At 72.5% G+C, this 22,249-nt stretch carries 25 protein-coding genes; 16 read left to right on the forward strand and 9 right to left on the reverse strand.

What is annotated here, in order from left to right:
• The first annotated feature begins 85 nt into the window (after window positions 1-85).
• The 8 genes from ACFVVA_RS05125 (at window position 86) to ACFVVA_RS05160 (ending at window position 6,204) form a co-directional block, all read left to right on the forward strand.
• On the forward strand, window positions 86-1,684 hold the full coding sequence (locus tag ACFVVA_RS05125; protein WP_387685840.1) for an ABC-F family ATP-binding cassette domain-containing protein: 1,599 nt from the start codon (window positions 86-88) through the stop codon (window positions 1,682-1,684).
• A gap of 327 nt (window positions 1,685-2,011) precedes the next feature.
• On the forward strand, window positions 2,012-2,245 hold the full coding sequence (locus tag ACFVVA_RS05130) for a helix-turn-helix domain-containing protein (RefSeq protein WP_030059940.1): 234 nt from the start codon (window positions 2,012-2,014) through the stop codon (window positions 2,243-2,245).
• A 331-nt stretch (window positions 2,246-2,576) separates the two neighbouring features.
• Window positions 2,577-3,383: an enoyl-CoA hydratase/isomerase family protein gene (locus ACFVVA_RS05135; RefSeq protein ID WP_387685842.1), complete on the forward strand. Its 807-nt coding sequence runs from the start codon at window positions 2,577-2,579 to the stop codon at window positions 3,381-3,383.
• A 282-nt stretch (window positions 3,384-3,665) separates the two neighbouring features.
• On the forward strand, window positions 3,666-4,154 hold the full coding sequence (locus tag ACFVVA_RS05140) for an Asp23/Gls24 family envelope stress response protein (protein ID WP_380545380.1): 489 nt from the start codon (window positions 3,666-3,668) through the stop codon (window positions 4,152-4,154).
• Between the two features lie 64 nt (window positions 4,155-4,218).
• Window positions 4,219-4,410 (forward strand): hypothetical protein, encoded by a 192-nt coding sequence (locus tag ACFVVA_RS05145; RefSeq protein ID WP_359903317.1) that lies wholly within the window; start codon window positions 4,219-4,221, stop codon window positions 4,408-4,410.
• Between the two features lie 164 nt (window positions 4,411-4,574).
• Window positions 4,575-4,853 carry a hypothetical protein gene (locus tag ACFVVA_RS05150; RefSeq protein WP_387685844.1) on the forward strand — a complete coding sequence of 93 codons (279 nt, stop codon included), beginning with the start codon at window positions 4,575-4,577 and terminating at the stop codon, window positions 4,851-4,853.
• A gap of 80 nt (window positions 4,854-4,933) precedes the next feature.
• Window positions 4,934-5,551 carry a DUF6286 domain-containing protein gene (locus tag ACFVVA_RS05155; protein WP_387685846.1) on the forward strand — a complete coding sequence of 206 codons (618 nt, stop codon included), beginning with the start codon at window positions 4,934-4,936 and terminating at the stop codon, window positions 5,549-5,551.
• Window positions 5,548-6,204 carry an alkaline shock response membrane anchor protein AmaP gene (locus ACFVVA_RS05160; RefSeq protein ID WP_387685848.1) on the forward strand — a complete coding sequence of 219 codons (657 nt, stop codon included), beginning with the start codon at window positions 5,548-5,550 and terminating at the stop codon, window positions 6,202-6,204. The genes ACFVVA_RS05155 and ACFVVA_RS05160 overlap by 4 nt, the downstream gene beginning before the upstream one ends.
• A 45-nt stretch (window positions 6,205-6,249) precedes the next feature.
• On the opposite strand, the gene ACFVVA_RS05165 is transcribed toward ACFVVA_RS05160, so the two are convergent.
• Window positions 6,250-7,011, reverse strand: a complete 762-nt coding sequence (locus tag ACFVVA_RS05165; protein WP_387685850.1) for an SDR family oxidoreductase — start codon at window positions 7,009-7,011, stop codon at window positions 6,250-6,252.
• 106 nt (window positions 7,012-7,117) lie between these two features.
• On the opposite strand from ACFVVA_RS05165, the gene ACFVVA_RS05170 reads away from it, so the two are divergent.
• Window positions 7,118-7,525, forward strand: a complete 408-nt coding sequence (locus tag ACFVVA_RS05170) for a MerR family transcriptional regulator (protein WP_387685906.1) — start codon at window positions 7,118-7,120, stop codon at window positions 7,523-7,525.
• Between the two features lie 3 nt (window positions 7,526-7,528).
• Entirely contained in the window at window positions 7,529-7,858 is a 330-nt protein-coding gene (gene trxA, locus ACFVVA_RS05175; protein ID WP_359903302.1) for a thioredoxin, read from the forward strand.
• Window positions 7,859-7,886: 28 nt separating this feature from the next.
• Here trxA and ACFVVA_RS05180 read toward each other — a convergent pair whose 3' ends face one another.
• Window positions 7,887-8,684 carry an SURF1 family protein gene (locus ACFVVA_RS05180; RefSeq protein WP_387685852.1) on the reverse strand — a complete coding sequence of 266 codons (798 nt, stop codon included), beginning with the start codon at window positions 8,682-8,684 and terminating at the stop codon, window positions 7,887-7,889.
• 31 nt (window positions 8,685-8,715) lie between these two features.
• Window positions 8,716-9,711: a DEDDh family exonuclease gene (locus ACFVVA_RS05185; protein ID WP_387685854.1), complete on the reverse strand. Its 996-nt coding sequence runs from the start codon at window positions 9,709-9,711 to the stop codon at window positions 8,716-8,718.
• 125 nt (window positions 9,712-9,836) lie between these two features.
• On the opposite strand from ACFVVA_RS05185, the gene ACFVVA_RS05190 reads away from it, so the two are divergent.
• The 4 genes from ACFVVA_RS05190 (at window position 9,837) to moaA (ending at window position 14,248) form a co-directional block, all read left to right on the forward strand.
• Window positions 9,837-10,880 carry a zinc-dependent alcohol dehydrogenase family protein gene (locus tag ACFVVA_RS05190; protein WP_387685856.1) on the forward strand — a complete coding sequence of 348 codons (1,044 nt, stop codon included), beginning with the start codon at window positions 9,837-9,839 and terminating at the stop codon, window positions 10,878-10,880.
• Window positions 10,881-11,222: 342 nt separating this feature from the next.
• Window positions 11,223-11,579, forward strand: coding sequence for a DUF485 domain-containing protein (locus tag ACFVVA_RS05195; protein ID WP_359911500.1), 357 nt, complete (start codon window positions 11,223-11,225; stop codon window positions 11,577-11,579).
• Entirely contained in the window at window positions 11,576-13,183 is a 1,608-nt protein-coding gene (locus ACFVVA_RS05200) for a cation acetate symporter (protein WP_387685859.1), read from the forward strand. The genes ACFVVA_RS05195 and ACFVVA_RS05200 overlap by 4 nt, the downstream gene beginning before the upstream one ends.
• 75 nt (window positions 13,184-13,258) lie before the next feature.
• Window positions 13,259-14,248, forward strand: a complete 990-nt coding sequence (gene moaA / locus ACFVVA_RS05205) for a GTP 3',8-cyclase MoaA (RefSeq protein WP_359911515.1) — start codon at window positions 13,259-13,261, stop codon at window positions 14,246-14,248.
• A gap of 104 nt (window positions 14,249-14,352) precedes the next feature.
• Here moaA and ACFVVA_RS05210 read toward each other — a convergent pair whose 3' ends face one another.
• The 6 genes from ACFVVA_RS05210 to ACFVVA_RS05235 form a co-directional block, all read right to left on the reverse strand.
• Entirely contained in the window at window positions 14,353-14,592 is a 240-nt protein-coding gene (locus ACFVVA_RS05210; protein WP_359911494.1) for a hypothetical protein, read from the reverse strand.
• Between the two features lie 265 nt (window positions 14,593-14,857).
• Complete coding sequence (locus ACFVVA_RS05215; protein WP_387685862.1) at window positions 14,858-15,241, reverse strand: DUF3099 domain-containing protein; 384 nt, start codon at window positions 15,239-15,241, stop codon at window positions 14,858-14,860.
• A gap of 186 nt (window positions 15,242-15,427) precedes the next feature.
• Entirely contained in the window at window positions 15,428-15,976 is a 549-nt protein-coding gene (locus ACFVVA_RS05220; RefSeq protein ID WP_387685909.1) for an RNA 2'-phosphotransferase, read from the reverse strand.
• 31 nt (window positions 15,977-16,007) lie between these two features.
• Window positions 16,008-17,405 carry a metallopeptidase TldD-related protein gene (locus ACFVVA_RS05225; protein WP_387685864.1) on the reverse strand — a complete coding sequence of 466 codons (1,398 nt, stop codon included), beginning with the start codon at window positions 17,403-17,405 and terminating at the stop codon, window positions 16,008-16,010.
• Window positions 17,405-19,015, reverse strand: coding sequence for a TldD/PmbA family protein (locus tag ACFVVA_RS05230; RefSeq protein WP_387685910.1), 1,611 nt, complete (start codon window positions 19,013-19,015; stop codon window positions 17,405-17,407). The genes ACFVVA_RS05225 and ACFVVA_RS05230 overlap by 1 nt, the downstream gene beginning before the upstream one ends.
• A 213-nt stretch (window positions 19,016-19,228) precedes the next feature.
• The gene (locus ACFVVA_RS05235; protein ID WP_387685866.1) at window positions 19,229-20,374 is read right to left on the reverse strand and encodes an MBL fold metallo-hydrolase; all 1,146 of its coding nucleotides are present in this window, start codon (window positions 20,372-20,374) and stop codon (window positions 19,229-19,231) included.
• A 312-nt stretch (window positions 20,375-20,686) separates the two neighbouring features.
• Here ACFVVA_RS05235 and fabG point away from each other — a divergent pair, with 312 nt between their 5' ends.
• Window positions 20,687-21,406: a 3-oxoacyl-[acyl-carrier-protein] reductase gene (fabG, locus tag ACFVVA_RS05240; RefSeq protein ID WP_359911485.1), complete on the forward strand. Its 720-nt coding sequence runs from the start codon at window positions 20,687-20,689 to the stop codon at window positions 21,404-21,406.
• Window positions 21,407-21,408: 2 nt separating this feature from the next.
• A complete protein-coding gene (gene fabI / locus ACFVVA_RS05245) occupies window positions 21,409-22,176 on the forward strand; it encodes an enoyl-ACP reductase FabI (RefSeq protein WP_359911482.1) in 768 nt (255 codons plus the stop codon).
• The last annotated feature ends 73 nt before the right edge of the window (window positions 22,177-22,249 follow it).

The raw sequence follows: 22,249 nt of genomic DNA on the forward strand, positions 1-22,249 counted from the left end.
GCCGATGAAGTCCCCCTCACGCCAACCCGGCCCCGGGTCAGTCCTGCCCGGCCGCCCGCCCACGTCCCAGGAGCAGCTCCCAGCCATGATTTCCGCCAACGCCCTCGAACTGCGTGCCGGTGCCCGGATCCTGATCGAGTCCGCGAACTTCAAGGTCGCCGCCGGCGACCGGATCGGTCTGGTCGGCCGCAACGGCGCCGGCAAGACCACGCTCACCAAGGTGCTGGCGGGCGAGGGCCTGCCCGCCGCCGGTACCGTCACCCGTTCGGGCGAGGTCGGCTACCTCCCGCAGGACCCGCGCACCGGTGACCTGGAGGTCCTCGCCAAGGACCGCATCCTCTCGGCCCGCGGCCTCGACACCGTGCTGAAGAAGATGCGCGAGAACGAGGAGCGGATGGCCAACGGCAAGGGCGCCACCCGGGACAACGCGATGAAGAAGTACGCCCGGCTGGAGACCGAGTTCCTTACCAAGGGCGGGTACGCCGCCGAGGCCGAGGCCGCCACCATCGCCGCCGCGCTGGGCCTGCCGGACCGCATCCTCGGTCAGCCCCTGCACACCCTCTCCGGCGGTCAGCGCCGCCGGGTCGAGCTGGCCCGGATCCTCTTCTCGGACTCCGACGTGCTGCTCCTCGACGAGCCCACCAACCACCTGGACGCGGACTCGATCGTCTGGCTGCGGGACTTCCTGAAGACCTACAAGGGCGGCTTCATCGTCATCTCGCACGACGTCGACCTGGTCGAGACGGTCGTCAACAAGGTCTTCTACCTGGACGCCAACCGCTCCTGCATCGACGTCTACAACATGGGCTGGAAGCAGTACCAGCAGCAGCGCGAGGACGACGAGAAGCGCCGCAAGCGCGAGCGGGCCAACGCCGAGAAGAAGGCCGCGACCCTCAACGCCCAGGCCGACAAGATGCGGGCCAAGGCGACCAAGACGGTGGCCGCGCAGAACATGGCCCGCCGCGCCGACAAGCTGCTCTCCGGTCTGGAGCAGGCCCGGGTGAACGACAAGGTCGCCAAGCTGCGCTTCCCGGACCCGGCCCCCTGCGGCAAGACCCCGCTGACCGCCAGCGGCCTGTCCAAGTCCTACGGCTCGCTGGAGATCTTCACCGACGTCGACCTGGCGATCGACCGCGGTTCCCGGGTCGTCGTGCTGGGCTTCAACGGCGCCGGCAAGACCACCCTGCTGCGGATGCTGGCCGGGGTGGAGCAGCCGGACACCGGCGAGGTGATCCCGGGCCACGGCCTGAAGATCGGCTACTACGCCCAGGAGCACGAGACGCTCGACCCGGACCGCAGCGTGCTGGAGAACATGCGCTCGGCCGCGCCCGACACCGACCTGGTGCAGATCCGCAAGATCCTCGGTTCCTTCCTGTTCTCCGGCGACGACGTCGACAAGCCGGCCGGGGTGCTCTCCGGCGGCGAGAAGACCCGTCTGGCGCTGGCCACCCTGGTGGTCTCCTCCGCCAACGTGCTGCTGCTCGACGAGCCCACCAACAACCTCGACCCGGCCAGCCGCGAGGAGATCCTGGGCGCGCTGCGCGAGTTCTCCGGCGCGGTTGTGCTGGTCACCCACGACGAGGGCGCGGTCGAGGCGCTCGACCCGGAGCGGATCATCCTGCTGCCGGACGGCGTGGAGGACCTCTGGAACCCGTCCTACGCCGATCTGGTCTCCTTGGCCTGATCAGAAGTAGACGCGAGATCCGCTTTTCGGATGAGAATATCTAGTCCTTTCGGCGTGTCCGGGAATGAAGTAGACCCGGATTCCGTTTAAGGACTTTCCGTCGGCCCGCCACTCGATCGTGGTCGGGCCGACGTTGCTGATCAGCTCTTTCTCGGCGAACGGCCGGATCCGCCAGGGGGCGTGCACTCTGCGTGAGCGCCCTGATGCGCTCGGATCACCACCGAAGGACCACGCATTTCCGACATCGACCTTGTCGAATGGGTGGCCAGGACGCGGTGGATGGGTGATCATGGGAATCTGACCGAGCAACGCTACGAGGAGGCACGGGTGGCCGAGACTCTGAAAAAGGGCAGCCGGGTGACCGGTGCCGCGCGTGAGAAGCTCGCGGCCGATCTCAAGAAGAAGTACGACTCCGGGGCGAGCATTCGCGCTCTCGCGGAGGAGACCGGTCGTTCGTACGGCTTTGTGCACCGGATGCTGAGCGAGTCCGGAGTGATTCTCCGGGGCCGCGGCGGTGCCACGCGGGGCAAGAACAAGGCGACTGCCGGGGCCGGTTCCTGACGGTTCGTCAGCCAGTGGCTGGATGACGCGGCGGCAGGGTGCCGGCCGAGGAGACGACAGCTGACCGTCAGCTGGGCGTCCGCCCTCGAGCCGTGCGAGCCGGCCGCCGATCGTCATGTTCGGGGTGAGGTCCTTCCCCCATTCTTCAATACCGTTCATTTCCCTTTCGCTCTTCGCCGAGGCGCGCCTCGCCGCGCCTCGCATTCGCGCCTCGCGGGGCGTCGTGGAGTGCCGCAGGCCCCGTCGATCTCTCCGGGTCGGAGCCCTGCCCAGGCGCGTCGAGTTTTGTTACTCTCCGGTAGCCAAGTCCCTCGCCACCGGAGGTCCCCGCATGACCGCTCCCGCCATCGACCCGCAGGCCCCGAGCTGGGAGCGGGACGGCGTCCGCCTGGAGATCGAGGGCGAACTCGCCGTCGTCACCCTGTGCCGACCCAAGCGGCGCAACGCCCAGTCGCCCGCGCTCTGGCGCGCCCTCACCGACGCCGGCCGCGAGCTGCCCGGCAGCGTCCGGGTGGTGCTGCTGCGCGCGGAAGGGGTCTCCTTCTCCGCCGGGCTGGACCGGGCCATGTTCACCCCCGAGGGCATCCCGGGCGAGCCCACCTTCCTCCAGCTCGCCGCCTCCACCGACCGGGAGCTGGACGACGCCATCGCCTCGTACCAGGAGGCCTTCACCTGGTGGCGCCGTCCGGACCTGATCTCCATCGCGGCGGTCCAGGGCCACGCCGTCGGCGCGGGCTTCCAGCTGGCCCTCGGCTGCGACCTGCGGGTGGTCGCCGAGGACGTCCAGTTCGCGATGAAGGAGACCTCGCTGGGCCTCGTTCCGGACCTGGCCGGCACCAAGCCGCTCACCGAGCTCGTCGGCTACGCGCGGGCACTGGAGATCTGCGCGACCGGCCGCTGGGTGGGCGCCGAGGAGGCCGCCGCGATCGGGCTGGCCAACCTCGCCGTGTCGGGCGAGGACCTGGAGGCGGCCGCCCGCGACCTCGCGGCGGCCCTGCTGGCCGCTCCGCGCGGGGCCGTGATCGAGACCAAGGCCCTGCTGCAGGGGGCCGCCGGGCGCTCCTTCGACGAGCAGCGTTCGGCCGAACGGGCGGCGCAGGCCCGCCGGCTGCGGGAACTCGCCGGGATCGGCGACTGACCGCACGGCGACGACGCAGGGACCGGCCCCGGGGGACTTCCCCGGGGCCGGTCCCTTTTCTCCTGTGTGGGGTTTTTCGCGCGGGTCTCCCGGGTGTGTCTCCCGGTGAGCCTCCCGTGTGGGGGGACGGAATCTCTCGCGCAGGGGCGGGCGCCGGGGTGGGCTGCCGACGCTCGGGGGGCGGGGAACGTGGCGAAATGCCAGAGTTGGGGAGGTTTGCGATATAGCTGGTGCCGTACGACGGGAGAAGCGCCCATGCCTGACACTCCGACGCCCGCGACCATGCACAAGCACACCGGTGGTGGCAGCGCCCCGACCCCCGGTCCGCCGGGTGCCGGCGGCGGTGCCAAGCCGGTGGGGGAGCGCGGCCGTACCGCGCTGGCCGTCGGCGTGGTGGAGAAGATCGCCGGCATGGCGGCCCGCGAGGTCGCCGGAATCCACGCGCTCGGGTCCGGCCTCGCCCGTACCTTCGGCGCGATGCGGGACCGGGTGCCCGGCGGCAAGCCCAGCGTCGGGCGGGGCATCAAGGCCGAGGTCGGCGAGAAGCAGACCGCGATCGACATCGCCCTGGTGGTCGAGTACGGCGTGGTCATTCCCGAACTCGCCCGCCAGGTGCGGGAGAACATCGTCAACGCGGTCGAACGGATGACCGGCCTGGAGGTCGTCGAGGTCAACATCGCGGTCAACGACGTCCACCTCCCGGACGAACCGGAGTTCGAGGAGGAAGAGGAACCGGTGGCGCCGTCCGGGCAGCGGCCGAAGCTCAAGTAGCGCGTTCGGCGGCAGGCCGGGGGCGTCGGGCCCGACGGAGTAGCGGGAAACGAGGGAGTAGCGGATGAACCTGGCCATCGTCGGCCTGGTGGTGGGCATGGCCCTCGGCTTCGCCGGGTACTTCGGCGGGTTCGCGGCCTTCCTGCTGGTGGCCGTGCTCGGGCTGGTCGGCTTCGTGATCGGACGCCTGCTGGAGGGCGACATCGAGCTGGGCGACCTCGGGGACCTGCTCCGCGGCCGGGACCGGCGCCGCTGATGACGGGCCCCGTGTCGGTTCCGGTCGTGGTCTCCCGTTCCGGGTCGGGCTCGGGGCCCGGTCACGGTTCGGGTTCGGGTTCTGTTTCGGGGTCGGGGTCGGGGTCGGCTTCGGGGGCCGGGTCCGTACCGGGGCGTCGGGGACGGCTTCGGATCGCCGACCGGGTGTACGCCGGGATCGCGGCTCGGGCGGCCCGGGAGGTGCTGGCCGAGGCCTGGCCCGCCGGGCGGGCGAAGGGGGCGCCGCCGCACGTCTCGGTGACCGTACCGGGGAGCACGGTGCGGGTCCGGGTGGCTCTTGAGCTGCCGTTCCCCTCGGACGTCGCGGCGCTGGCCGGGGCGGTGCGGGCGCGGATCGCCGAGCGGGTGGCGGGGCTGACCGGGGTCAGGGTCTCGGAAGTGGTCGTCGTGGTCGAGAAGTTGGTGACGGGGGGTGCTTCGTGAGCGCGCAGGCCCCTGAGGCGGAGGGGGCGCAGGGGTCGGAGGAGGCGCGGGGGGCGGCATCGGAGCTTCGGGCGGACAAGGTGGGACGGCTGCGGGCGCCCCGTACGGCTGCGGCCGCGTTGGTGGCGACGGCGGTGCTGGTGGTGGCGGGGGCGCTGCTGTACGACGTGATCGCGGTGCGGCTCGGGCAGCCGGCCCGGCGGTGGCGGGCGCAGATCGCGGACGAGCTGGCGACGCGGCACCTCGACGACCTGGCGGTCCTGGTGGGGGCCGGAGCGGCGACCCTGCTCGGCGGGTGGCTGCTGTGGCTGGCCGTCGCGCCCGGATTGCGGCGCTGGCTCGTACTGCGGCCGTACGGGGGGACGAGCGCGGCCATCGACCGGGCCGGGGTCGGGCACCTGCTGACGGACCGGGCGGCCGGACTGGACGGGATCGACCACCTGCGGATCCGGGTCGGGCGGCGGCGGATCCGGATCTCGTTGGCGGGGACGGCGGAGCCGGCGTTGGTGCAGCGGCAGTTGCGGGACGAGCTGGGACGGGTGGGGCTGGGACGGCCGATGCGGCTGGACGTGCGGGCGGCGCGGGGAACCGCGCGTGTGGTGGGGGAGGAACCGGGCGGGGAGTCGGACCCGGGTGCCGGTGACCTCGGTGCCGGTACGGGGGCCGGGACGGCCGGCGGTGCGGGGGTGGCGGGGTGAGGCGGACGGTCGTCAACCGGGTGCTGCTGGGGGTGGTGGGGGCGGTGCTGCTGGGGGTCGGGGTGCTGGTGCTGGCGGGCGGGCTCGACCTGTACCGGAGGCTGGGCGTGCATCCACCGTACTGGTGGCCGCTCACCTCGCCCGACCAGCCGGTGGTCGGCGCGCGCTCGCGGGGGCAGTGGGTGGCGTCGGCGTGGTGGTGGCCGACGGTGATCGGCGGACTGACCGTACTGGTGGCGGGGATGGTGTGGTGGCTGGTGGCGCAGCTGAGGCGCACGGAGCTGTCGAGCATCGAGGTGCCGACGCCGGGGGCGGGCGGGCTTCGACTGCGGGTCGGTGCGCGGGCGCTGGAGGAGGCGTTGGAGAACCGGACGGTGGTGCTGCCGCAGGTCGAGCGGGCCGCGGTGCGGTTGGTGCGGGCGCCGAGGCATCCGCGGCTGCGCGGTGCGGTGCGGTTGCGGCCGGGCGGGGATCCGGCCGCGCTGGTGGAGCACTTCGAGGACGGGCCTCGGGCGGATGCCTGCGGGAGCCTGCGGCTGGCGGCGCTGCCGGCCGATCTGCGGATCAGGGTCCTGCAGGCGGCCCCCGCCGAGCCGCGGCACGGGTGGGGCCGACGGGGGCGGCGGGGGCGGAGCCAGTCGCGGGTGGAGTAGTCCAGGAACGGGTCGGGGTCGAGCAATCGAGAGTGGAGGCGGGAGTCAGAGGGTGCGGAGGGCGCCGCCGTCGACGGGGATCATGACGCCGGTCAGGTAGGAGGCGGCGGGGGAGAGCAGGAACGCGGCGACCTTGCCGAACTCCTCGGGGGTGCCGTAGCGGCCCAGCGGGATGGCGGCGCTGGCCTGGGCGCGGGCGGCGTCGGGGTCGGCGGCGAGGCCGTCGAGCTCGCGGACCCGGTCGGTGTCGATCCGGGCCGGGAGCAGACCGAGCACGCGGATGCCGCGGGGGCCCAGCTCGTCGGCGAGGGCCTTGGCGGCCATGGCGAGACCCGGACGCAGGCCGTTGGAGATGCCCAGACCGGGAATCGGCTGGCGGACCGAGCTGGAGAGCACGAAGGCGATCACACCGCCGTCGGTGAGCGCGGCGGCGGTGGCGCGGGCGAGCCGGAGGGCACCGAGGAAGACGGACTCGAAGGCGTCGCGCCACGCGTCCTCGGGGGTGGTCTCGACGGGGCCCGCCTGGGGGCCGCCGACGCTGATCAGGATGCCGTCGAGACGACCGAAGTGGTGCCGGGCCTCGGCGATGAGGCGCTCGGGGGTGTCGGGGGAGGCGTTGTCGGCGACGAGGCCCCGGGCGGTTCCGAGAGTCTCGAGTTCGGCGACGGCGTTGTCGACGGCTTGCCGGGTGCGGCCGCTGATGAGCACGCGGGCGCCGTCGGCGGCGAGTTCGCGGGCGCCGGCCAGGCCGAGGCCTCGGGTGGCGCCGGTGACGATGTAGGCCTTGTCTTTCAGTCCGAGATCCATGGGGGACATCTTGCCCGGTCGGGGAGTGGGGGCGGCTCGGGGCTGGCGTTGACGCCGAGGGGAAGGTTTACGGTCGTTGCAGGAAGTGCGGGAGGAGTGGTTCGGCGTGCGGATCGGGGAGTTGGCGGAGCGGGCGGGGACGACCACGCGGGCGTTGCGGTACTACGAGCAGTTGGGGTTGTTGCCGGCCCGGCGGGCGGGCAACGGGTACCGGGCGTACGACGAGGCGGATCTGCGGTTGCTGCGGGAGATCCGGATGTTGCAGGACTTCGGGTTCGGGCTGGAGGAGACCAGGCCGTTCGTGGAGTGCCTGCGGGCGGGGCACCCGGAGGGGGACTCCTGTCCGGCCTCCCTGGAGGTGTACCGGCGGAAGTTGGGGGAGCTGGACGAGTGCATCGCCCGGCTCCAGGACGTGCGGGCCCAGGTGGCGGGGCAGTTCGATCGGGCCGTGAGGGCGCGGGACGAGCTGGCCGCCGTTCAGGAGCCGCCTGTTTGCGAACTGGTGAAGGAGTAGACGGTGGAGATCACGGGTGTGCCGGCGGTGACGGACGAGACGTTCGCCGCTGAGGTGCTGGGGGCCGAGGGGCCGGTGCTGGTGGACTTCACGGCGGACTGGTGCCCGCCGTGCCGGATGATGGCGCCGGTGCTGGCGGACATCGCGCGGGAGGAGGGGCACCGGCTGCGGGTGGTGAGCGTGGACGTGGACCACAATCCGCGGACGCAGGCGGCGTACGGGGTGCTGTCGATGCCGACGCTGATGGTGTTCCGGGGCGGGCAGCCGGTGCGGTCGGTGGTGGGGGCGCGGGCGAAGGCGCGGCTGCTGCGGGAGCTGGACGACGTGCTCTAGGCGACGTGCTCCAGCCAGGCGACGTGCTCTAGGCGGGGACGGCGTCGAGCGGGACCTCGGCTTCGGCGGCCTGCTTGGCGCGGTCCTTGGCCTCGCGGCGGGCGAGGACCCAGACGCCGACCGGGATCATCGCGGTGAACAGCCACCACTGGATGGCGTAGGCCATGTGCGGGCCGATGTCGGAGTGGTTGGGCTCGGGGATCAGCTGGGGCTGGTCGGCCGGGGCGAAGGTGGTGCCGGTGAGTTCGAGGTAGCCGCCGAGGAGCGGGGCGCCGGTCCGCTTGGCCTGCTCGTCGGTGTTGATCAGGTTGAACTGGCGGTCGGGCAGGCCGGTGCGGTCCTTGATGCCGCTGGCGCCGTACGTCTCCTCGGCGCGCACGCGGCCGGTGAGGGAGACCTCGCCGGTGGGGGCGGCCGGGACAGGCGGGTACTCGGTGGCGCCGTCGCCGGAGGCGACCCAGCCGCGGTTGACCAGGACGGTGCCCCTGCCGTCGGCGAGCCGGAACGGGGTCACCACGAAGTAGCCGATGCTGCCGTTGGAGTCGGTCCGCTTGCGGACCACGAACTCGTGTGCCGGGTCGTACTGTCCGGTGGCCGTCGCCGCGCGCCAGGTGAGGTCCTTGGGGACCGCGAAGCCGGGGGCCGGCGACAGGGTGTCGAAGGGGACCGGCGCGGCGGTGAGGGCCTGACCGATCAGCTCGTTCCGGGCCACCCGTGCCTCGTGGCGGTGCAGCTGCCAGAAGCCCAGCTTGATCGTCGCGGGGATCAGCAGCAGCGCGACCAGCATGGTGATCAGCCACTGTCGGGTCAGCAGAAAACGGTACACATGGGAACGGTACGCCGACCTCACAAACGGCTCACGCACCGGGGTGCGGGGCGACCTCGCGCAACAGCTGGAGGAAGGCGTCCTCGCCGACGACGGGGGTGCCGAGCTCGCGGGCCCGGCGGGCCTTGCCGCTCCAGCTGTCCGGTTCGTTGGTGACCAGCAGGCTGGTGAGGCGGCTCACCGAGGTGGCGATGTGCAGGCCGGCCTCGACCGCGCGGTCCTCCAGGACCTCGCGGTCGGTGGCGGTGTCGCCGGTGACGGCCACCCGCATGCCCTGCACCAGGGGCTTGCCGTCCTCCCAGCGCCCCGGGTTGGGGTACGGGCAGGGCGGGCGCTTCTTGGCCTGGCGGTACGTGGCGCCGGTCCAGGTGCTGCGGCCCGGGGCGGCCGGCTCCTCCTCGCCGAGGTCGGTGACCGCGACGCAGTTCTGGAGCGGCAGCGGCACGCCGCCGTCGCGGGCGAGGCGCAGGCTGGGGCGGAAGGCCTCGGCGAGCACCCGGGCGTCGTCCAGGGCGTTGTGGGCTTGGCGCTGCTGGACGCCGAAGTGGGCGGCGAGCGAGGACAGCTTGCCGTTGGGCAGCGGCAGGCGCAGGTCGCGGGAGAGGACCATGGTGCACAGCCGCTGCTCGACCGGGGCGCGCAGGCCGGCCCGGGAGAACTCGCGGGAGATCATGTTCCAGTCGAAGAGCGCGTTGTGCGCGACCAGGACGCGGTCCTGCAGACGCGTGGCGAACTCGTCGGCGATCTGCGGGAAGGTCGGGGCGGTGGCGAGCAGCTCGGCGGTGAGGCCGTGGATCCAGACCGGGCCCGGGTCTCGCTGGGGGTTGACCAGGGTGTACCAGTGGTCGACGACATCGCCGTCCGCGTCCAGCTGGTAGACGCCCGCCGAGATGACGCGGTCCGAGCGGCCGAGACCGGTGGTCTCGACGTCGACGACCGCGAACCCCCCGGTGGGGACGGCGGAGCGCTGCGCGGGGACCGGCGCGGTCCGCGGCACTCCGTAGGTCTCGGGCTGGATCGGTTGCATGGTCCAACAGGATAAGGGGCGGGGCGGGGGGCTCCGGCCGGAATGTTGCGACCGACCGGCCGGAATAGAGTGGTCGACGGGGGTGTCGTACACCTGGTCGAGATCTTTCAGCTAAGGAACAGCGCATGCGTGCCACCGTGATTCACGGCCCCAACGACATCCGGATCGAAGAGGTCCCGGACCCGGTGATCCAGCATCCGACGGACGTGGTGCTCCGGGTGGTGAACGCCTGCATCTGCGGCAGCGACCTGTGGGCCTACCGCGGCGTGGCGCAGCGGGTGGCCGGGCAGCGGATCGGGCACGAGTTCCTGGGCGTGGTCGAGGAGGTCGGCGCCGAGGTGCGCGGCTTCGCCAGGGGCGACCTGGTGGTGGCGCCGTTCGTCTGGTCGGACGGGACGTGTGACTTCTGTCTCGAAGGGCTGCAGACCTCCTGTCCGCACGGCGGGTTCTGGGGGCAGGTCGGTTCGGACGGCGGCCAGGGCGAGGCGGTGCGGGTGCCGTTCGCGGACGGGACTCTGGTGAAGCTGCCGAAGGAGGCGGCGGGTGATGCGAAGCTACTGCCCGGGCTGCTGGCGCTGTCCGACGTGATGTCGACCGGGCACCACGCGGCGGTCTCCGCGCGGGTGCGGCCGGGTGCGACGGTCGCGGTGGTCGGCGACGGCGCGGTGGGCCTGTGCGGGGTGCTGGCGGCGCACCGGCTGGGCGCGGGCCGGATCATCGCGCTGGGCCGGCACGCGGCCCGTACCGAGCTGGCCCGTCGCTTCGGTGCGACGGACGTGGTGGCGGAGCGCGGCGAGGCCGCGGTCGAGGCGGTGAAGGAGCTGACCGGCGGCCAGGGCGCGCACGCGGTGCTGGAGGCGGTCGGTACCGAGGAGTCGATGCGGACGGCCATCTCGATCACCCGGGACGGCGGCGCGGTGGGCTACGTCGGGGTGCCGCACGGCGGCAGCGCGGGCGTCGACATCGGTCAGATGTTCGGCCGAAACGTCTCGCTGAACGGCGGCGTCGCCCCGGCCCGCGCGTACATCCCCGAGCTGCTGCCGGACGTGCTCTCGGGCGCCATCGAGCCGGGCCTGGTCTTCGACCGCACCGTCGGCCTGGACGGCGTTCCGGACGGCTACCGCGCGATGGACGACCGCTCGGCCCTGAAGGTGCGGATCGCGTTCTGAGACCTCGGCCTCCCGGCACCCGGCCCGTACCGCCCCTTCGGGGTGCGGCACGGGCCGGTGTCGTTACCGGTGTCGTTTCCCGGGGGAGGGCGCGGGGGAGGGCGCGGGCGGCGGCCGGGGGGTCGGGGGGCGGGGGTCGGTCCGGTGCGGCGAAGTCGCTGAGATGGACTGCTTTTCGGCCAATCGGATGGTGCGAGGGGGTGAACGCTCGACTGATCGCGGTCAACCCCTTCCGGGGCGGGCAGGACGCTCCTAGCATTGCGCGGCGCCAGACATGTGACGCCCCTCACGTTCGATCGTTCCCCCCGTGTGACAAATACGCCGAAGGAGTGAGGAGACAGCGTGGATTCGCCGCCGCTCACCACCGCCGCCACGGAAGCCCAACTCATCGACGACAGCGAGGAGTTCCGAACCCTGCGGCGCTCGTTCCGGAGCTTCGCCTTCCCGGTCACCATCGGTTTCGTGCTCTGGTACCTGCTCTACGTCCTGCTCTCCTGCTACGCGCCGGGACTGATGCGCACCAAGGTCCTCGGGCACGTCAACGTGGCCCTGGTGCTCGGGCTGCTGCAGTTCGTGACCACCTTCGCGATCGCCGCCTGGTACGCCCGCTACGCGGACCGGCGGATCGACCCGTCCGCCGCGGCGATCCGCGAGGCGCACGGCGCCGTCGTCCACGCACCCCGGGAGCCCGCCGAATGACTCTGCTCGCCAGCTCCGCCACCGAGCACCGCGGTCTGACGATGGCCCTGTTCGGCGTCTTCGTCCTGGCCACCCTCGGCATCACCGTATGGGCCGGGCGGCAGACCAGGAGCGCCTCCGACTTCTACGCCGGCGGCCGCGGCTTCACCGGCTTCCAGAACGGCCTGGCCATCTCCGGCGACTACATGTCCGCCGCGTCCTTCCTCGGCATCGCCGGGACCATCGCGCTCACCGGCTACGACGGCTTCCTCTACTCGATCGGCTTCCTGGTCGCCTGGCTGGTCGCGCTGCTGCTGATCGCCGAACCGCTGCGCAACTCCGGTCGCTTCACGATGGCGGACGTCCTCGCGTTCCGGATGCGCCAGCGCCCGGTGCGCACCGCGGCGGGCGTCTCCACCATCGTGGTGTCGATCTTCTACCTGCTCGCCCAGATGGTCGGCGCCGGCACCCTGGTCGCGCTGCTGCTGGGCGCGGAGGGGAACGCCGCCAAGCGCTGGACCATCGTCGGGGTCGGCGCGCTGATGATCATCTATGTGGTGATCGGAGGGATGAAGGGCACCACCTGGGTGCAGATCGTCAAGGCGGTACTGCTGATCGCCGGCGCCGCGCTGATGACCGTCCTGGTACTGGCCAAGTACCACTTCAACCCCTCCGAACTGCTCGGGGCGGCGGCGAGCGCGAGCGGCAAGGGCGAGGCCTTCCTCCAACCGGGGCAGAAGTACGGCAGCGGCACCGCCAAGCTCGACTTCATCAGCCTGGGCATCGCGCTGGTCCTCGGCACCGCCGGCCTGCCGCACATCCTGGTCCGCTTCTACACCGTGCCCACCGCCAAGGCGGCCCGGAAGTCGGTGCTCTGGGCGATCGGCATCATCGGCGTCTTCTACCTGATGACCCTGGCGCTCGGCTTCGGCGCCGCCGCGCTGGTCGGCTCCAAGGCGATCAAGGCGGCGAACGCGGCGGGCAACACCGCGGCGCCCCAGCTGGCCGAGGCGCTCGGCGGAGGCGCCGGGACCACCGGCGGCGCGATCCTGCTCGCGGTGATCTCTGCGGTCGCCTTCGCCACCATCCTGGCCGTGGTCGCCGGGCTCACGCTCGCCTCCTCGGCCTCCTTCGCGCACGACCTCTACGCCAACGTGATCCGGCGCGGGAAGGCGAGCGAGAAGGAGGAGGTGCGCTCGGCGAAGTGGGCCGCGGTCGCGATCGGGGCCGTCGCGATCGTGCTCAGCCTCTTCGCGGACAAGCTCAACACCGCCGCCCTGGTCGCCCTGGCCTTCGCGGTCGCCGCCTCGGCGAACCTGCCCACCCTGCTCTACTCGCTGTTCTGGAAGCGCTTCACCACCGTCGGCGCGGTCAGCTCGGTCTACGCCGGACTGATCACCTCGGTGACGCTGGTGGTCTTCTCCCCGGTGGTCTCCGGCGCGAAGACCTCGCTCTTCCCGCACTCCGACTTCCACTGGTTCCCGCTGGAGAACCCCGGCCTGGTCTCCATCCCGGTCGGCTTCCTGGCCGGCTGGCTCGGCACGCTGCTGTCCAGGGAACAGTCCGACCCGGCGAAGTACGCTGAACTGGAGGTGCGCTCGCTGACCGGGCTGGGCGCCCACTGATCGTCCCGCGTGACTATGCTGGCCCGGCCCGCCGTGACGGTGGCCGGGCCGGCCGCATCTCGGGGAAGGACGCACGTGCTGCTCGACACCTTCGGACGACAGGCCGTCGACCTGCGGGTCTCCCTCACGGACCGGTGCAACCTGCGCTGCACCTACTGCATGCCGGAGGAAGGCCTGCAGTGGCTCGCCAAGCCGGACCTGCTCACCGACGAGGAGATCGTGCGACTCGTCACCGTCGCCGTGCGCGACCTGGGCGTGCGCGAGGTCCGCTTCACCGGCGGCGAGCCGCTGCTGCGCCCCGGGCTGGTCGCCGTCGTCGCCGCCTGCTCGGAGCTGGAACCGCGCCCGGAACTCTCACTGACCACCAACGGCATCGGGCTGGCCCGCACCGCGACGGCGCTGCGCGAGGCCGGCCTCGACCGGGTCAACGTCTCACTCGACACTCTCGACCCCGAGGTCTTCCACACCCTCACCCGCCGCCACCGCCACCAGGACGTGCTGGACGGGCTCGCCGCCGCCGAGGCCGCCGGGCTCGCGCCGGTGAAGCTGAACGCGGTACTGATGCGCGGGGTCAACGACCACGAGGCGGCCGACCTGCTGGCCTGGTGCCTGGAGCGGGGCTACGAGCTGCGCTTCATCGAGCAGATGCCGCTGGACGCCCAGCACGGCTGGGACCGCGCGTCGATGGTCACCGCGACGGAGATCCTCGACCTGCTGCGGGCCCGCTTCGCGCTCACCCCGGAGCCGTCCGAGCGCCGGGGGGCGGCACCCGCCGAGCGCTGGCTGGTGGACGGCGGCCCCGGCCGGGTGGGCGTGATCGCCTCGGTCACCCGTCCGTTCTGCCGGGCCTGCGACCGCACCCGGCTGACCGCCGACGGCCAGGTGCGCAACTGCCTGTTCGCGACCGGCGAGACCGACCTGCGCACCGCGCTGCGCTCGGGCGCGGACGACGCCGAACTCGCCGCGCTGTGGCGGGCGGCGATGTGGGGCAAGAAGGCCGGGGCCGGGATCGACGACCCGGAGTTCCTCCAGCCCGAGCGGCCGATGTCCGCGATCGGCGGCTAGGCGGCCCCTCGGCGGCCGACCGGCTTCCGGACCGACTCACCGGTACATCCGGATCGACTCGCCGGAACCCCCGGATCGACTCGCCGGAACCCTCGGACGGGTTGCTAGGCGGCCCCGCCGGAACTCTCGACGGCCTCGGGGGTCCAGTCGGCGAAGGCGACGACCTCCTTGAGGAAGCCGCGCACCCCGAGGAACTGGGAGAGGTGCTCGCGGTGCTCGTCGCAGGCGAGCCAGGTCTTGCGGCGGTCCGGGGTGTGCAGCTTGGGGTTGTTCCACACCAGCACCCAGCCTGCGTCCGCCCGGCAGCCCTTGGCGGAGCAGATCGGCGTCTGCGGGGTGTCCATCGGGCCGTCCTCAACGATTGGCGGGTGACGTCTGCACCGCCAGTCTGTCACGCCCGCTCGGGCCGACCGGATCCGGGCATGGCGACGCCGGGCAGCCACGGGGGGAGCCGCCCGGCGTCGGTCCGTCGCTCCGACGGGGGATGCGGAGCGCGTACGCAGTATGTCACGCCACCACCCTCGGATGGGGAGGTCTTGCATGATTAATCTGAGCTTCTTTTGAGCTTTCGACGAGCTGAACGAGGGCGAAGTGGCGTGAAACGGACGGTCAGTCCACGTCCTGTGAAGGATCGGTGGGAACGGCCTTTGCCTCTCCTGTACCAGCCTTCGCACCAGCCCCACCCGTCCCACCGGGGCCGAGCATCAACGGGGTGTCGAGCGGGAAGTCGAAGGTGCTCGGCAGGCCCGGGGCCCGCTCCCGGCCCGCGTTGGCGATCAGCACCGCGAAGTACGGCAGCAGGACGGCGCCCGCCAGGGCGGCGAACGCCAGCACCCGCTGGACGTCCCACAGCACCACCGCGAGCAGCACGCAGGCCGTGCGGACCAGCATCGAGATGACGTAGCGGCGCTGGCGTCCCCGGACGTCCTCGGTGAGGCTGCTGCGCGCCCCCGTGATCCGGAAGACCCGCCCGTCGTCGGCGCTCTTGCCCATGTGTCCTACCGCCCTCGTCGCGCACCCGCGCGCCTGGCCGCGCGGCCTCCTCACGGTACGCCCGGGCACGGGTGGCGACGAGACCGGGTGGGCCGGACCCACCCGGTCGGGTACGCGAAGGGCCTGTCCGGCGGAGCGGACAGGCCCAACGGTGGCGGGCGCCGGCGCGGGGCGCGGCCCGGCGGGCTACGAGCGCCGGGAGAGGTACTGCGGGGGCACGGCGTCGGTGAGCCACACACCGTTCTCGCTGAGCCGGAACTCGTGGCCGGCCGCCGTCATCGCCGCCGCGTTCACGGTCAGCACCACCGGACGGCCGTGCCGGGCGCCGACCCCGGTCGCCGTCCCGGTGTCCGCCGAGAGATGGACGTCCTGGCGGGTCATCGGGCGCAGGCCCTCGCGGAAGATCGCCGCCAGGTGCCGGTCGGCGGTGCCGTGGTAGAGCACCGGCGGTGGTACGGCGGCGGCCAGACCGAGGTCGACCGCCACCGTGTGGCCCTGGTTGGCGCGGATCGAGAGACCGTCCGGCGAGTAGCCGAAGCGGCGCTTGTTGTTGCTCGCCACGACGTGGTCCAGCTCGGCCCGCGTGAGCGGCCTGCCCCGGGCGGCGAGCGCGTCGAGCAGCTCGTCGACCCGGACCCAGCCGGCCCCGTCCAGCGTGATCCCCACCAGCCCGGGTTCGTGCCGCAGGATGCGCGACAGCATCTTGCTCGATCTGACCATGCGCTTCTCGTCCATCATGTCTCTCGTATCCCCCGTTGGTCAGCGGCTAGGAGGCCCGGCTGACCGAACTCATGTTGAAATCCGTGACACGCACGGGTGGCATCGCGGTGCGGGTGACGTTGTCGCTCCACTCGCGGGGCAGGCAGCGTTCGGTGCGGCCCACCTCGGTGATCCGGTTCAGCAGGTCCACCGGGGACTCGTTGAACCGGAAGTTGTTGACCTCGCCGACGACCTCGCCGTTCTCCACCAGGTAGACGCCGTCCCGGGTGAGCCCGGTGAGCAGCAGCGTCGCCGGGTCCACCTCGCGGATGTACCAGAGGCAGGTGAGCAGCAGGCCGCGCTCGGTGCGGGCGATCATCTCGTCCAGGGTCGGCGCCGACTCCTGGTCGGCCGTCTCCAGGACGAGGTTGTCGATCGCCGGGCGCAGCGGCAGGCCGGTGAGGGCCGCCGCGTGACGGCTGGTGATCAGGTCGTTCAGTACGCCGTCGCGGATCCACTCGGTGGCGGCGACCGGCTGGCCGTTGTCGAAGACCGAGTAGTCCCCGCCGGTGGAGTGGGTGAGCACGAACGGCGCGGCCTCCAGGTGGGGCTCGTGCGGGTCGGAGCGCAGCGTCAGCGGCAGGCCGCTGAGCTTGTCGCCGATCCGGGTGCCCCCGCCGGGCTTGGAGAAGACCGTCCGGCCCTCCTGGGCGTCCCGGCCGCCGGAGGACCAGTTGAGGACGATCAGCAGGTCGGCCACGGCCGAGGGCGGCAGCAGCGCCTCGTACCGCCCGGCCGGCAGGTCCACCTTGCGGGCGCCCCAGCCGAGCCGCCTGGTCAGCTCGGTGTGCAGGGCGGCGACGTCGATGTCGGCGAAGTCCCGGGTGGACGCGCCCACCCAGGCGGAGCTGGATAGGTCGGCGGTCTTGGCGTTGATCTCGACCATGCCGGTGGGCTGGTCGTGGCGCAGCCGCAGGCCGGTGGAGCTGCCCAGGTAGCTGGAGGTCATCTCGTGCCGGGCGAAGCCGTAGAGCAGTTCGCCCTGGGCGGCGGCGCGGGCGAAGGCCTCGCCGAGGGCCGGGCCGAAGGCGTCGAACACCTCGACGGAGGTCAGCGCGGGCGGCTCGGTGAAGTCCGGCGAGGACGGCCGGTCGGCGATCAGCGGCTGGGCGTCCTCGGCCGGTCCGGCCGCGCGGGCGGCCTCCTCGGCGGCCCGCACCAGTTCCTCCACCTCCTGCTCGGTGACGGCCTCGCGGGAGACCACGCCGGAGGCGGTGCCCTCGGCGCCGGCCACGGTGGCGATCACGGTGAGGCGGCGGCCGCGGGTGACGCCGTTGGTGGTCAGCGCGTTGCCCGCCCAGCGCAGATTGGCGGTGGACTCCTCGTCGGCGATCACCACGCAGCCGTCGGCGCGGGAGAAGCCGAGCGCCAGCTCGACGAGTTCGTGGGGCTGCTTCGCGGTCATCAGTGACCCGCCTCCTGCTGGGTGTTGAGCACGTTGACGTTGCGGAACAGCGCCGACGGGCAGCCGTGGCTGACCGCCGCGATCTGACCGGGCTGCGCCTTGCCGCAGTTGAAGGCGCCGCCGAGGAAGTAGGTCTGCGGGCCGCCGACCGCCGCCATCGAGCCCCAGAAGTCGGTGGTGGTGGCCTGGTAGGCGAAGTCCTTGACCTGGCCAGCGAGTTCGCCGTTCTTGATGGCGTAGGCGCGCTGCCCGGTGAACTGGAAGTTGTACCTCTGCTGGTCGATCGACCACGAGCGGTCGCCCACGATGTACAGGCCGTTCTCCACCCCGGCGAACAGGCCCTCGGTGTCCGGGCCGTCGGCGGCCGGCTGCAGCGAGACGTTGGCCATCCGCTGCACCGGGACGTGCGCCGGGGAATCGGCGAAGGCGCAGCCGTTGGAGCGCTCGAAGCCCTTCAGCTCGGCGATGCGGCGGTCGAGCTGGTAGCCGACCAGGATGCCGTCCTTGACGAGGTCCCAGGACTGGGTGGCCACGCCCTCGTCGTCGTAGCCGATGGTGGAAAGCCCGTGCTCGGCGGTGCGGTCGCCGGTGACGTGCATCAGCTCGGAGCCGTACTTGAGCGAGCCGAGCTGGTCGAAGGTGGCGAAGGAGGTACCGGCGTAGGCGGCCTCGTAGCCGAGCGCGCGGTCCAGCTCGGTGGCGTGGCCGATCGACTCGTGGATGGTCAGCCAGAGGTTCGTCGGGTCGATGACCAGGTCGTAGCGGCCCGCCTCGACGCTCGGGGCCCGCATCTTCTCGGCCAGCAGGACCGGCAGTTCGGCGAGCTCGGCGTCCCAGTCCCAGCCGGTGCCGGCTCCGGCGCCGGCGCCGGTGAGGCCGCGCCCGTCGGGGGACGCCCCCCGGGCCCCCACGATGAACTCGTAGCCGCGGCCGACCGGCGGGGCCAGGGTCTGCATCGATTCGAAGGCACCGGTGCGCTCGTCGACCGAGGTGGCCTCCAGGTCGGAGTACACCCGGATCCGCTGCTGGGTGGTGACCGTGCCCGCGGTGTCCGCGTAGAACTTGTTCTCCTGGACGGTCCGCAGGGCCGCCCGGACGTGCGAGACGCCCTCGGCGGCCAGCAGCCGGGAGCTGCGCTCGGCGAGCAGGGCGGTCTTCTCGGCGTCCGGCACCTCGAAGGGGTTGACCTCGTACGCGGAGACCCAGGTGACGTCCCGGTGGACCGGCTCGTCGGCCAGCTCGACCCGCTCGGTGGAGCCGGCCGCCCGGCTGATCCCGCCGGAGAGCCGGGCCACCGCGACGGCCTGCTCGGCGACCCGGGCCGCCGCGTCGGGAGTGAGGTCGACGCCGGCGGCGAAGCCCCAGGCGCCGTCCAGCACCACCCGGACGGCGAAACCGAGCTGCACGCCGTCGGAGGTGCCGGCCGGACGCGCGTCGCGCAGCCGCCAGGAGGCACTGCGGATCCGCTCCAGGCGGAAGTCGGCGTGGCTCGCGCCCAGTTCGCGGGCCCGGGCGAGGGCGGCGTCCGCGAGCGGCCGCAGCGGCAGGGCGAGGAACAGCGGGTCGACGGCGCGCCCGTGCGGGGCGCCGGAGCGATCGGCCGGAGGGATCGGAGGCAATCGTGCTCCCAGGTCGCGGAGGGTGGCGGTGCGGCGCCACAGGGGCGCCCGCACCGCATCATTTCCCGTCCACCGGGTTTCCGGCCAGCGCATTTCCACCGGTGTGCCGCGGTTTCGGCCGGGACGGTCCGCCCTCCCGGCCCGCCTTCCCGGCGCGCCCGTCCGCCCTCCCGGCCCGCCTTCCCGGCGCGCCCGCGCGAGCCGTCAGCCGACGGTCTCCCACCAGCCGTTCAGCTCCGGCGGGTTGTCGACGTCGACCCGCTCGCCGGGGCGCGGCACGACCAGCGGGACGGCCTGCTCCTTGGCGGCCTTCACCAGTCGCTCGATCGGCTCCGCCCACGGGTGCAGGCCCAGGTTGAAGGTGCACCAGTGGACGGGCACCAGCAGGCCGGCGGCCAGGTCCCGGTGCGCGAGGACGGCGTCCTCGGGGGTCATGTGGATGTCCGCCCAGGCGGCGTCGTAGGCGCCGATCTGGACCAGTGCGGCGTCGAACGGGCCGTGCTGGGCGCCGATCCGGGCGTAGCCCTCGAAGTAGCCGGAGTCGCCGGTGTAGAAGACCTTGCGGTTCGGGCCGGCGACCACCCAGGACCCCCACAGGGTGGTGTTGCGGGTCAGCCCGCGGCCGGAGAAGTGGTGCGCCGCGGTGAGGGTGAGCACCAGGTCGCCCAGGGTGCAGGTCTCGTCCCAGTCCAGTTCGATGATCCGGTGCTCGGGGACGCCCCAGCGGCGCAGGTGGGCACCGATGCCGAGCGGCACCGCGAAGGGCGCGGACTGGCTGCGCACCAGGCGCTTGACCGTCGCCATGTCCAGGTGGTCGTAGTGGTCGTGCGAGATCAGCACCGCGTCGACCTGCGGCAGCTCCTCCAGCTCCACCGGCACCGGGTGCAGCCGCTTGGGGCCGACGTGCGCGGCGGGGGAGCAGCGGTCGCTCCAGATCGGGTCGAGCAGCACCCGGAAGCCCTCGATCTCCACCAGCGCGGAGGCGTGCCCGTACCAGGTGACTTCCACGCCCTCGGCGGCCGGCCCGGGCGGGGAGACGGGGCGGACGGTCGGCACCGGACGGGCGGGGACGCGGCCGGCCCGCTCGAACAGCATCCGGCGGGCGGCGGCGCCGTCGAAGCCGGGGGCGCCGGCCGTGCGGGCGAGGGTGGAGGGCGCGTTGTGGAAGACGCCGTCACGGTACTGCGGGGAGTTGCGCACCCGTTCCTCGCGCTCGCCGTCCGGCCGTCGCCCGAACGCGGCCGGCAGGTCGCGCAGCGCCCAGGCGGCCGTGCCCAGGCCGGCCGCCAGGGCGGTGAGGGCCAGCAGTCGTCCGCGTCGGTGGGTGCTCCCGGGCCGTGCCATGGTCATCCGCTCTGCCTTCGTCGCTCGCCGGGATGGTCGGGGATCGGTACGGCCGCTCCCGGGCCGGATCGCACCACGGGGGCAACGGGTGCGCCCGTCCGTGTTGTTCCCGTACAGTCGCCCCGATCCGGGCAGCGCCGGGGCCTGGGAGATGTCCGCCGCCGGGACGGTACGAGCGGGCACGGATTGTCGGATTGCGACAGATCCGCCGGGGAGGCGCTGTGGGAGCCCGATGCGCCGCCGCCGCCGACCGCCCGATAGCGTCACACTGCGTACGCATTCCGACGTACGTGCTCACACACGGAGAGAGGTGGATCGTTGAGCCGCTCGGTTCTCGTCACCGGAGGAAACCGGGGCATCGGCCTCGCGATCGCCCAGGCCTTCGCCGAAGCGGGCGACAAGGTGGCCATCACCAGCCGCTCGGGCGAGGTGCCCGAAGCGCTGGCCAAGTACGACGTCCTCGCGGTCCGCTGCGACATCACGGACGCCGCGCAGGTCGACGCCGCCTTCACCGAGATCGAGCAGAAGCACGGCGCGGTCGAGGTGCTGGTCGCCAACGCGGGCATCACCAACGACACCCTGCTGCTGCGCATGTCCGAGGAGGACTTCACCTCCGTCGTCGACACCAACCTGACCGGCACCTTCCGGGTGGTCAAGCGCGCCTCCAAGCTGATGATGCGTGCCCGGAAGGGCCGTGTCGTGCTGATCTCGTCCGTGGTGGGCCTGTCCGGCTCCCCGGGCCAGGCCAACTACGCCGCCTCCAAGGCCGGCCTGGTCGGCTTCGCCCGGTCGCTGGCGCGCGAGCTCGGCCCGCGCAACATCACCGTCAACGTGGTCGCCCCCGGCTTCGTCGACACCGACATGACCGCCGTGCTCAGTGACGAGCGCCGCGCGGAGATCGTCTCGGGCGTGCCGCTGGGCCGCTACGCGGCGCCCGCCGAGGTCGCCTCCACCGTGCGGTTCCTCGGGTCGGACGAGGCCGCGTACATCACTGGAGCCGTCATTCCCGTCGACGGCGGATTGGGCATGGGTCACTGATCATGAGCGGAATCCTCGAAGGCAAGCGGATCCTGATCACCGGTGTGCTGATGGAGTCCTCCATCGCCTTCCACACCGCCAGGCTCGCGCAGGAGCAGGGCGCGGAGATCATCCTCACCGCCTTCCCGCGCCCGAGCCTGACCGAGCGGATCGCCAAGAAGTTGCCGCACCCGGTCAAGGTGCTGGAGCTGGACGTCTCCAACCCGGAGCAGCTGGCCGGCATCGCCGACCAGGTCCGCGAGCACCTGCCGACCCTGGACGGCATCGTCCACTCGATCGGCTTCGCGCCGCAGGACGCGCTGGGCGGCAGCTTCCTGGACACCCCGTGGGAGTCCGTGGCCACCGCGATGCACGTCTCCGCGTACTCGCTGAAGTCGCTGACCACGGCGCTGCTGCCGCTGATGCAGGACGGCGGCTCGGTGGTCGGCCTGACCTTCGACGCGCAGTTCGCCTGGCCGCAGTACGACTGGATGGGCCCGGCCAAGGCCGCCCTGGAGTCGACCAACCGCTACCTGGCGCGCTACCTGGGCGAGCGGGACATCCGCTGCAACCTGATCTCGGCCGGTCCGATCGGCTCGATGGCCGCCAAGTCCATCCCGGGCTTCGGCGACCTGGCCGACACCTGGAACCACCGCTCCCCGCTGAAGTGGGACCTGAGCGACCCGGAGCCGGCCGGCCGCGGCATCGTCGCGCTGCTGTCGGACTGGTTCCCGAAGACCACCGGCGAGATCATCCACGTTGACGGCGGTCTGCACGCCATCGGCGCCTGACGCTCCGCCCGTACGCCGCTGCCCGGCCCTCCCCCGCGGGGGTGCCGGGCAGCGGCGTTTCGTGCTTCGTCCG

Origin of the sequence: Kitasatospora sp. NPDC058048, from assembly GCF_042885555.1 — a bacterium.
Taxonomy (GTDB): Bacteria; Actinomycetota; Actinomycetes; order Streptomycetales; family Streptomycetaceae; genus Kitasatospora; species Kitasatospora lactacystinica.

Bases quoted from the DNA above. Each gene is read 5' to 3' on its own strand.
- ACFVVA_RS05125 (WP_387685840.1), top strand. From the start codon at position 86: ATGATTTCCGCCAACGCCCTCGAACTGCGTGCCGGTGCCCGGATCCTG.
- ACFVVA_RS05135 (WP_387685842.1), top strand. From the start codon at position 2,577: ATGACCGCTCCCGCCATCGACCCGCAGGCCCCGAGCTGGGAGCGGGAC.
- ACFVVA_RS05140 (WP_380545380.1), top strand. From the start codon at position 3,666: ATGCACAAGCACACCGGTGGTGGCAGCGCCCCGACCCCCGGTCCGCCG.
- ACFVVA_RS05145 (WP_359903317.1), top strand. From the start codon at position 4,219: ATGAACCTGGCCATCGTCGGCCTGGTGGTGGGCATGGCCCTCGGCTTC.
- ACFVVA_RS05165 (WP_387685850.1), bottom strand. From the start codon at position 7,011: ATGGATCTCGGACTGAAAGACAAGGCCTACATCGTCACCGGCGCCACC.
- ACFVVA_RS05185 (WP_387685854.1), bottom strand. From the start codon at position 9,711: ATGCAACCGATCCAGCCCGAGACCTACGGAGTGCCGCGGACCGCGCCG.
- ACFVVA_RS05190 (WP_387685856.1), top strand. From the start codon at position 9,837: ATGCGTGCCACCGTGATTCACGGCCCCAACGACATCCGGATCGAAGAG.
- ACFVVA_RS05200 (WP_387685859.1), top strand. From the start codon at position 11,576: ATGACTCTGCTCGCCAGCTCCGCCACCGAGCACCGCGGTCTGACGATG.
- ACFVVA_RS05210 (WP_359911494.1), bottom strand. From the start codon at position 14,592: ATGGACACCCCGCAGACGCCGATCTGCTCCGCCAAGGGCTGCCGGGCG.
- ACFVVA_RS05215 (WP_387685862.1), bottom strand. From the start codon at position 15,241: ATGGGCAAGAGCGCCGACGACGGGCGGGTCTTCCGGATCACGGGGGCG.
- ACFVVA_RS05220 (WP_387685909.1), bottom strand. From the start codon at position 15,976: ATGGACGAGAAGCGCATGGTCAGATCGAGCAAGATGCTGTCGCGCATC.
- ACFVVA_RS05225 (WP_387685864.1), bottom strand. From the start codon at position 17,405: ATGACCGCGAAGCAGCCCCACGAACTCGTCGAGCTGGCGCTCGGCTTC.
- ACFVVA_RS05235 (WP_387685866.1), bottom strand. From the start codon at position 20,374: ATGACCATGGCACGGCCCGGGAGCACCCACCGACGCGGACGACTGCTG.
- fabI (WP_359911482.1), top strand. From the start codon at position 21,409: ATGAGCGGAATCCTCGAAGGCAAGCGGATCCTGATCACCGGTGTGCTG.